Annotated in this window: 5 protein-coding genes; 2 read left to right on the top strand and 3 right to left on the bottom strand. The window is 72.4% G+C overall.

What is annotated here, in order from left to right; genetic code table 11:
- The first annotated feature begins 358 nt into the window (after positions 1-358).
- Positions 359-5,515 (top strand): MobF family relaxase, encoded by a 5,157-nt coding sequence (gene mobF / locus LN037_RS31790; protein ID WP_230761078.1) that lies wholly within the window; start codon positions 359-361, stop codon positions 5,513-5,515.
- Between the two features lie 64 nt (positions 5,516-5,579).
- On the opposite strand, the gene LN037_RS31785 is transcribed toward mobF, so the two are convergent.
- Positions 5,580-6,344 (bottom strand): hypothetical protein, encoded by a 765-nt coding sequence (locus LN037_RS31785; RefSeq protein WP_230761076.1) that lies wholly within the window; start codon positions 6,342-6,344, stop codon positions 5,580-5,582.
- 255 nt (positions 6,345-6,599) lie between these two features.
- Between LN037_RS31785 and LN037_RS31780 the strand changes: the two genes are divergently transcribed.
- Positions 6,600-7,430, top strand: coding sequence for a hypothetical protein (locus LN037_RS31780; RefSeq protein WP_230761074.1), 831 nt, complete (start codon positions 6,600-6,602; stop codon positions 7,428-7,430).
- A gap of 29 nt (positions 7,431-7,459) precedes the next feature.
- Here the strand turns inward: LN037_RS31780 and LN037_RS31775 are convergent, their stop codons facing one another.
- Together LN037_RS31775 and LN037_RS31770 are read right to left on the bottom strand one after the other, a co-directional pair.
- The gene (locus tag LN037_RS31775; RefSeq protein WP_230761073.1) at positions 7,460-8,281 is read right to left on the bottom strand and encodes a hypothetical protein; all 822 of its coding nucleotides are present in this window, start codon (positions 8,279-8,281) and stop codon (positions 7,460-7,462) included.
- A 199-nt stretch (positions 8,282-8,480) separates the two neighbouring features.
- Positions 8,481-8,657, bottom strand: coding sequence for a hypothetical protein (locus LN037_RS31770; RefSeq protein WP_230761071.1), 177 nt, complete (start codon positions 8,655-8,657; stop codon positions 8,481-8,483).
- Positions 8,658-8,830 lie beyond the last annotated feature (173 nt).

The following is an 8,830-nucleotide window of genomic DNA, read 5'->3' as shown; positions in this document are numbered from 1 at the left end:
GCCCCTTCGCCGCCAGCTACACCACCTCCTGCAGCGTCGCCGACCACCCTTAACCCACTGCAAATTCCGCAACGCCCACTGCAACTTCCACGACGTCTGCCACTGCACTTCCAGCGTCGTTCCACAGTTGATCGTCCTGTCCTCGTCCCGTTGGTCTTGGCCGCTTTCGTTGATCTTGCTCGGCGCTCTCTACTTCCGTGCTTGATCTTGTCCTGGCCGTTCTTCTTGATCATCTATTCGATGATCTTCATGCTGTCCTGCCCTGCTGCTAGCCTCACCACGAACCCGCAGACACATGAATCAAATGATCTTGCCGGGGGCGCCCTACGGGCGCCCTCGGGGTGGTCCAGTCGGGGAGGTGAGTGCAGTGGGCGTCGTCCGGATTCAGGCCATCGGGCCGGGTGCGGTGGAGTACCTGCTGCACGGCTGCGACCCGGCGGAGCCCGAGCCCGGCACGGAGCGGGAACCGGGCCAGGAACTCGAGGCCGACGGGGCCGAGCCGGGTCTCGAGGCGCAGGTGCAGCCGCAGCGGGAGAGCGGGGTCGGGTACTTCCTCGACGACCGCGGTGAGCCCGCCGGCCGGTGGCTGGGCACGGGGATGCAGGGCCTGGGGTTGTCCTACCGGGCCGGGGACACGGCGCGGGAAAACGACTTGCGGGCGCTGTTCGGGGAGCTGCGGTTCCCGGGCTCGCAGCGCCCCGGCTCCACGAAGGACACCCCGATCTACCTGGGGGCGAAGCCACGGAACTATCAGACGCTCGCCGAGCGGGTGGACGCGGCGCTGAAGGCGGAGCCGGACGCCACTCCGGAGCGCCAGCGCGAGATCGAGGTGACGACCGCGCGGAACTCGCGGTCGAACACCGCCTACTACGACGTGACGTTTTCGCCGGTCAAGAGCGTGTCGGTGTACTACGCGGCGCTGCTCGCGGCCGGGGATGTCGCGCTGGCGCAGGCGGTCCGCGACGCCCACGACCAGGCCGTGCGGCTCGCGGTGGAGTCCGCCGAGGCGCAGGTGGCGTGGGCGAAGACCGGGCGGCACGGGCGGGCGTCGCCGTCGGGGCGCACCACGGGGGAGTGGCAGAAGGCGACCGGGCTCTCGGCGGTGCTGTTCGGGCACCACACCAACCGCGACGGCGAACCCCAGCTGCACGCCCACGTCGCGGTGCTCAACCGGGTCGCGCTGGACGACGGGCGGGTCTACGCCCTCGACGGGGCGGCGTTCCGGCCGGTCAAGGACGCGATGGCGTCGATGTACGACCGGGCGATGGAGGCGATCCTGTCCGACCTGACCGGGGTCGTGTGGGTGGAGCGGCCCGACGGGCACGGGCGCGAGATCGCCGGGATCGACCCGACGCTGCTCGAGGAGGCGTCGAGCCGGACCCGGGAGCACGTCGAGCCCCGGATCGAGGAGCTGGTCGCCGCCTACCAGGAGCGGCACGGTCACGAGCCCGGTCCGCAGGCCCGCCGCAAGATCGTCGACCAGGCGGTGAAAGACACCCGCCGTCCGAAGACCGGCCCCGCGGGCCCGGCAGCGGTGGCCGCGTGGGTGGCCGGCGTCGACGGCCGCGCGCAGCGGTTGACCGCTGCCCTCGATGAGGTCGACGCCGCGGTCATCGCCGCCGCCGCCGGTGGCCACCCCGAGCCCATGGCCACCGGCTACGTGGCCGACCGAGACGTGGCCACCGGCCGCGAACTCGGCGCCGGTGGCCACGAGCTGGCCGACGGCCGCACCCCGGTCACGGAGTCGCCCGAGGCGTTGGCCGCGCGCATCGAGCTGGGCGCCCGGGCGGTGGCCGCCGGGCTGGAGAGCGTGCAGGCGAAGTACCCGTCGTGGTCGATCGGGGCGCTGCACCGCGAGATCGACAACCACCTCGGGGCGGCTGCCGGTGCGGTCGGGCTCGCGATCGCCGAGCGACACGCCTGGGTCGCCGACCTCGCCCGCACCGCGGTCGCCCCGGGCCCCGACGGTCGGGTCGTGCAGGTCTCGATGGGCGACCCGGTGCCGATCCCGCCGGAGCTTCGCCGCGAGGTCGACGGCCGCTCCCGGTTCCGCGCCCCGATCGACGAGCGCTACGTCAGCGCCGCGCACCTCTCCCTCGAAGAACGCCTCGTCGCCACCGCGCAGGCACCGACCGCGCCGTCGCTGGACCCCGAGACCGTCGGGCGGGTCGCCGACCGGGCCCGCCGCGCCGGCCTCTCGGTCGATCAGGTGCAGGCCGTCGCGGAGGTGCTCGCGTCGCCGCGACAGGTCGAGGTCCTCGTCGGGCCCGCCGGGGCGGGGAAGTCGCACACCCTGGCCCAGCTCGCCCAGGCCTGGCAGGCCGAGCACGGCGGCCGGGTCATCGGTACTGCGGCCGCCGAGGTCGCCACCCGCAACCTGCGCGACCTCGGCACCCAGGCCGAGTTGAACGACTCCACCCAGGAGCTCGCCGAGCTGGGGTTCCTCGCCGCGAACTTCGCGAAGCTCCGCCGGAGCCTGGAGCCCGACGAACACGGCCGCGTGCGTCTGACGCTGCAGGCCAACGACCTGCTGGTCATCGACGAAGCCGGCATGGCCACCACCAGCGACCTCGACGCCCTGACCCGGCACGCCGCCCGCGCCGGCGCGAAGGTCATCTGGGCCGGGGACCACCACCAGCTGCCCGCGGTCGGTGCCGGTGGCCTGTTCGCCCACCTCGCCGAGCAGCCCGGCGCGATCGAGCTCGAGACCGTGCACCGGTTCTCCGCGGCCTGGGAGCGCGAGGCGTCGCTGCGGCTGCGTGTCGGCGACGCCGCGGTGGCGCCCGTGTACGCGAACGAGGGCCGACTGCGGGCCGGGACGCTCGAGCAGATGGAGTACCTCGCCACCCGCGACTACCTCGCCGACCGGGTCGCCGGGGTCTCCGGGCTGCTCATCGTGGGCAGCAACCAGCGCGCGGAGCTCCTCTCACGCGACATCCAGTCCCAGCTCGCCGACCTCGGCCTCGTCGGTCGGGAGAAGATCGCCGAGCTGCGTGGCGGGACCGGGCTGCGCATGGGCGACCTGATCCAGGCCCGCGAGGGCAACGCATCGCTGCGCGTCGATGCGCCGGTCGACGCCGACGGGCAGCGGGGCGAGGCGATGCCGGTCGCGAACCGGCAGGTGTTCACCGTCGTCGGCTACGACGCGGACACCTCCACCGTCCTGGCCCGCGACGAGCACGGCGCCATCGCGCATCTCACGAAGGAGTACGTCCGGAAGCAGGTGACGTTGGCGTACGCGGTGACCAACCACGCCGCGCAGGGCGTCACGGTGGACCGGGCGCGGGCGCTCGCGGAGCGGGGGATGAGCGCCGAGGCGCTCTACCCTGCCTCGACCCGTGGCCGGCACCTCAACGTCATCTACCTGCAGACCGAGGTCGACCCCGACCCGCACGCCCCGCAGCGTGAACGGGACACCGCGGTGTCGGCGCTCGTGCGGATCCTGGAGAACGACGCCGGTGAGCTGACCGACGCCGCCCTGACCGTCGCGGCGAACGCCGCGATCGAGTCACGGTCGATGCTGACCCTGGCCGAGCACTACGAGCGTGTCGCCGCCGAGCAGGGCCACACCCGCCACGCAGCGCTCGCCGTCGCCGAGCTCGGCGCGGGGATCGCGGAAGAGCGGGCGTTCGCGGCGCTGCTGGGGCGAATGCGGGCGGTCGAGCTCGAAGGACACGACATCACCGCGATCTTCGGTGAGGCCAAGGAGATGGCCTCCTTCCGTGGGGCCCGCGAGCTGGCAAAGGTGATGCACTGGCGTCTCGGGGTTCTTCAGGAGAGCCGGACCCCCGAGCGCACCCGGGAAGAGGTCGTCGACGGTCAGCGCACGGTGCGCCCGGCGTGGGACCAGCTCGCCGAGCAGCACCGCGCCCGCGCCGCCGAGACCGGCGACGCCGTCGAAGGGGTGCTCGCGGCTCTGGCCCGACGCGCACACGAGCGCAGCGAGGAGCTCGGCCAGGAGACCGTCGCTTCGGCGCCGACCTGGGCGATCGAGTGGCTGGGCCCGATTCCCGACGCCACCACTGAGTCGGCCGCGCACGCCGTCTGGGCGCGCGGGGCCGGGCAGGTCGCGGCCTACCGCGAGTGGCGCGGTATCCCCGACGAGCAGGTCAGCATCGGTGCCGCGCCCCCGCCCGCCCAGCAGCTCGCCCACGAGCTGTGGTCCCGCGCCGCCGCCGCAGGCGCCGGGGACCCGCGAGTGGTCGACTGGCGTAAGGCCAGCGACCAGGAGCTGCGCGCCGCGATCCGGCGCTGGGACCTGCGCCAGCAGTGGGCGCCGGTGCCGGTGGCCGAGGAGCGTGGAGAGGCCCTCGCCCTGGTGCACGACGCCACCAACGACGCCGTCCTCGGGAGGGCCCGCCTCGACACCATGGCGGTCGACCACCCCGAGCGGGCGCGCCTGGTCGAGCGTGTCCACGCCGATGAAGTGATGGCCGAGCAGGCCCAGGCATTCGCGGACAGCCTCGACCAGGCCCACCTCACCCGCGAAGCCTGGTGGGAAGCCTCCCGCGACGTCCGCGAAGCGGCGTTGAGCGCCAGCCACGAGCTCGACCGTCGCGGCCTGCCCCGCGTCGCCGAATCCGAGCCCGGCCAGAGCTCGCCGACGTTCGTCGAGCCGGACGCAGACGGCCCGGCGTTCGGTCACCCAGACCCTGGCGAGCCGGAACCTGCTGCGGCGGCGCCAGACCGCCCCGAGCAGCAGCCCTTCGACCTCGATCCGAAGGCGGCAACCGAACTCGACCAGGACGCTGCGTCTCGCTCCGAGCGTCACCAACAGTTCCTCGACCGACTAGCGTACGAGCACGAACAGGCCCTGGCCGCGGTCGACCCCGACGGAACCATGGACCGCGACACCCGCGAGGCGGTGCTGCGCGCCCGGAACTTCGAGGTCGCCGTCGAGCACATCCGCGCCGAGCACGGGGCCCGGCTCGACCCCGAACAGGTGCTCTCGGACGTCGATCTCGCGAGCGCCCGCGCACTCGAGCTCGCCGACCTTCGCCGCAGGGCCGCGGACCTCCCCGTCATCGAGCCACACCCGGTCGGGGCGCCCGACCTCGAGCAGACCCCACCGGTCGAACACACCGCCGGGGTCAACCTTGGAACGACCGTGAACGAGCCTTCTCCCGCCACCCCGGAGGTCGGGCCGAGCGAGGAGCCCGCCGCGCAGACCGCTCGGTCCGCGGTCCGACCGGCCGCTTGGGAGCTCCCGTCCCAGGACGGGCCGCACCAGGACGCCGCGAGCGGCCCGCCGGGACGGCGCGGCGGAGAGGAGCTGCGCCAGACCGCCCGCGAGATGCGAGCCGCGCGGATCGCCCGCGAGGTGGAGCAGGCTCACCAGACGCAGCCCGGCGAGCCGTCGCCCCAATCTGGTCGTCCGGCGGTCGCGCCGGAGTTCGATCGGGAGTCGGCGCTCGACGACGAACTCTCCACGCACCGGTCGCCCCAGCAGGCGCAGCAGCGCCAGCTCGAACTCGAACGCCAGCGCGAACGCGACTGGGGACCCGAGATCGACTAACCGCGCCCGCCCCGCGAGGGCATCGTCAGACCAGGGCGAGCCTGCAGCGGTCGCCGTCGGCGGATCAGCCGGTGGCGCTCGCCGGGAAGTCCTCGTCGTCGTCCTCGAAGAGCAGCTTCGCCCGCTTGAGCTCGCGTCCGGCTGCGTGCTCGCGCGCGAGGAACTCCTCGTCCTTGATGGCCTGCTGCACCGTGGCCTCGTCGGCAACCATGGTCTGGTGGTCGCCCCACGGGCCGGGGCACACGCCGCGGTCGAGGCTGTCGACGTGCTCGTGCCAGGCCGGCTCGACGATCTCGGGCTGGGCGCCAAGTCGGGGCTCGTCCCAGCGGACACCCCACAGCTCGATGGTGCGCTGCTCGACCTGGTTGATGTAGTGCGGCCACGCCACTGCGGAGGTGACGTTGTCGATGCTGTCCCAGGCCACGGGAAGCCGGCGGCCGTCGAGCAGCGAGGTCGCGGTCGCACCGATGTAGAGGTGCAGGTGCCAGCGCGCGACCGCGAATCCGGGCACCTCGCGGTGCATGATCGCGGTGATCTCAAGACGGGCCGGAGCCTTCCCGGCCTGCTCGTTGTCGATGCCGTAGCCGCCGTGCTGCAGCTGCGTCGCGGTGCTCTCGGCGATCTCGGAGTACAGGGCCCGCCAGGGATCGATGAGGTCGTCACGGCCCGCGCGAGCCATCCCGTCGAGCATCGCGTTCAGCGACGACGGCAGCCGGAACTGCACGTCGACCGCATCGGACGGCGGACGAGCACCCGGATCTCGCGGATCGAACAGCATGGCCGGGGTGACGTGGTTGTCGCCGTAGCGACCCAGCGGGAACAGCGCCACCACACACCTCCTTCGACCAGCAGCGATACGGCTCCACATCGAGGGTAGAGCAGCCCACCCGGCCCTGGAACTGACATGTCGCAGCGGCAGGTAGTGCCCGTGCGCGGAGGACAGCTCGGGCCGGAGCACACCCTGCCTAGGGTGCAGGCGGTGCCGATCGGCCAGGACAGCCACGATCCGGCGAGTGCAATGCCCCGATGGCCGTCTGTCGTCCTGCGGGTGCTCGACGGGCACTTGTAGCGTGCCCGCCTCGGGGTGGAAGTCGAGGCCGAGGGGGCCGAGATGGTTCGGGCACGAGCGGGCGGATGGGCCGCGGGATTGCTGGCCGTGGTGCTGGTCGCGTCCGGCTGCGGTGACGGCAGCGGTGACGCGATACCGGCGGCGCCGACGACCGCGGCCGCGGCCGCACCGCTCACGTTCGGGGCGCCGTTCACCTTCGGAGACGGCATCGAGGTCCGGGCTGAGGCCCCTCGGGTGTACCGGACGAAGAACGGCTACGGGTCCTCGGTGCCCAAGACGGTGCTGCAGGTCCCGATCACGTTGACCAACCGGTCGCCGGGGCCCTTCGAGCCACCGAAGGTGCGCTGGACCGCCACCTTCAACGGTCAACCCGACAACAACCTTGCGGTCAGCGAGCCGCCGGAGGTCACGCTCGCCGGCGGGGCGTTGCTGCCCGGCCAGTCGCAGTCGTTCGATCAGACATACCCAGTGCCCGCGCAGCCAGCCGACATGGTCCTGACGGCGGAGGAGATCACCACGCCCGGGCAGCTCTCCAGCGCTCCGGTCTTCTACCGCGGCACGACCCCGACCGCCGCCGCGTCGGCTACGAGCACCACGAGGGCGACGACCACGACGAAGAGCACCAAGGCGGCCGCCCCGAGCAGCACCCGAAGCCGCAGCAGCAGCGCGGACACCGGCCCTGGCTGTGGGCAGCGGGCGGTGGCTCGCGGGGTGTTCAACCCGTCCTGCGCGGAATACCAGGGCTATCTCGACCCCGGCAAGGCCGCCGGCCGGGCGCCCAGCTCCGGGGACCTCCAGACGCAGTACGCCTGCGAACAGGGACAACTCCCCGCCAGCGAGTGCTGAGCACACCGTGAGGTCGGGGGGCGGCTCGGTCAGCGGGGACAGGCCTGCCCGACCGCCCCGCCGGCCTCAGAGACAGCGTCGGCATGGCTGATGCCCTCCGACTCATAGCGCTTCACACCCTCCAGACTGCGGGTCAGCGACGCCGGCGGAACCCCGGCGGGAAGCTGCTGGCGGGCCTGGGCGAGGGTGAGCTGGCCATTGGCGAAGCGGGTGAACACCTCGAAGGCCCGGGACTCGCAATCGGCGAACCCCGGATTGTCGGGCACCTCCGGCGCCGGCGCGTAGGACTCTGAGGGCGTCGGGGGCGGCTGCACCCACGACGGGCGGGGCCGGGCAAGGTTCTGCGGCTGCAGAGCCTGAGGCAACGACGTGCCGGGTGAGGCGATCACCCCCCAATCCGCGTAGCTCAGCTGCACGTTGCCCTTCTTCGTAGCGACACCGCCGCCCGGGACCGTGCAGCCCAGGTTGATCAGGTAGTTGGAACTGTTCAGCTCGTCGTAGGTGACGTTGGCGATGTTGCGTGGGTTGGCCGCGGAGTAACGCACCTGCCGAACCAGCTTGGTTCCGCCAGCACCAACCTGCGTGAGCGCATCGGGATTCAGATCGCAGACCAGGCCGATCAGCGCCCGTTCAGTGCATTCGAGGTGCGCCTCGTCGGTCTGCAAGGGGAGCCGCGGCAGGTCAGCCGGGCAACCCAGCGGCGTCGTGGAATACCCGGACGTCGACGCCGCCGAGGAGCCCCGGCCATCCGAGGAGCACCCGGTGACCAGGGCGAACGCCACCAGGGTGGCCCCGAGAAAGGTCAGTACCGGTGTGAGTCGCCTGCCGAAGCTGGTGCCGAGGTCCCCCATACCCGATCCAACGAGGCCGCCGCAGGGGAGGAACCGGAGACAGACCGTGCATCCCCGCCGGCCACCGAGCAACGCAGCGGGGGCGGCCGCAGGCGGGACCGGTGCCGGCGACCACGCCGGTCGGCGCACTGGCGTGTCCGGCGGCCCTCCGGTCGGCCGTCTGCGGGGACGACCGGGACGCGGACGGGGACGGGAGCGCTCATTCCTCGATGTCCGTCGACTCGGGTCGTCTTCCGAAGCGGGTGGTCTCCAGTTCTGGGTCAGCTTCGATCGCGGCGATCAGCGCAGCTGGACCGGCGAGACGCGTGGCCCACAGGTCGTAGTCCGTCGTCAGGAGCCAACTCCGGTCGAGCGGCCACACGTTGTCCGGGGTCACGGTCTCCTTCGACGAGTACCGGGCCAGGTCGAAGACCGTTCGCAGCTGTCAACGGCGCCTGAATCTGGACCCTCTGGCGACGGCCGAAAACGGACCCCTCTGCGGTTGTTGATCTAGCTAGTCGTCGGTCTTGCCGGCGGCGGGGACGCGGCCGAGGTCGCGGTCCTTGAGGC

It is taken from the genome of Actinomycetospora soli, from assembly GCF_021026295.1.
GTDB classification, from domain to species: domain Bacteria; phylum Actinomycetota; class Actinomycetes; order Mycobacteriales; family Pseudonocardiaceae; genus Actinomycetospora; species Actinomycetospora soli.
Note: the sequence above shows the minus strand (reverse complement) of the source record. Positions and strands in the feature narration are given on the sequence as shown.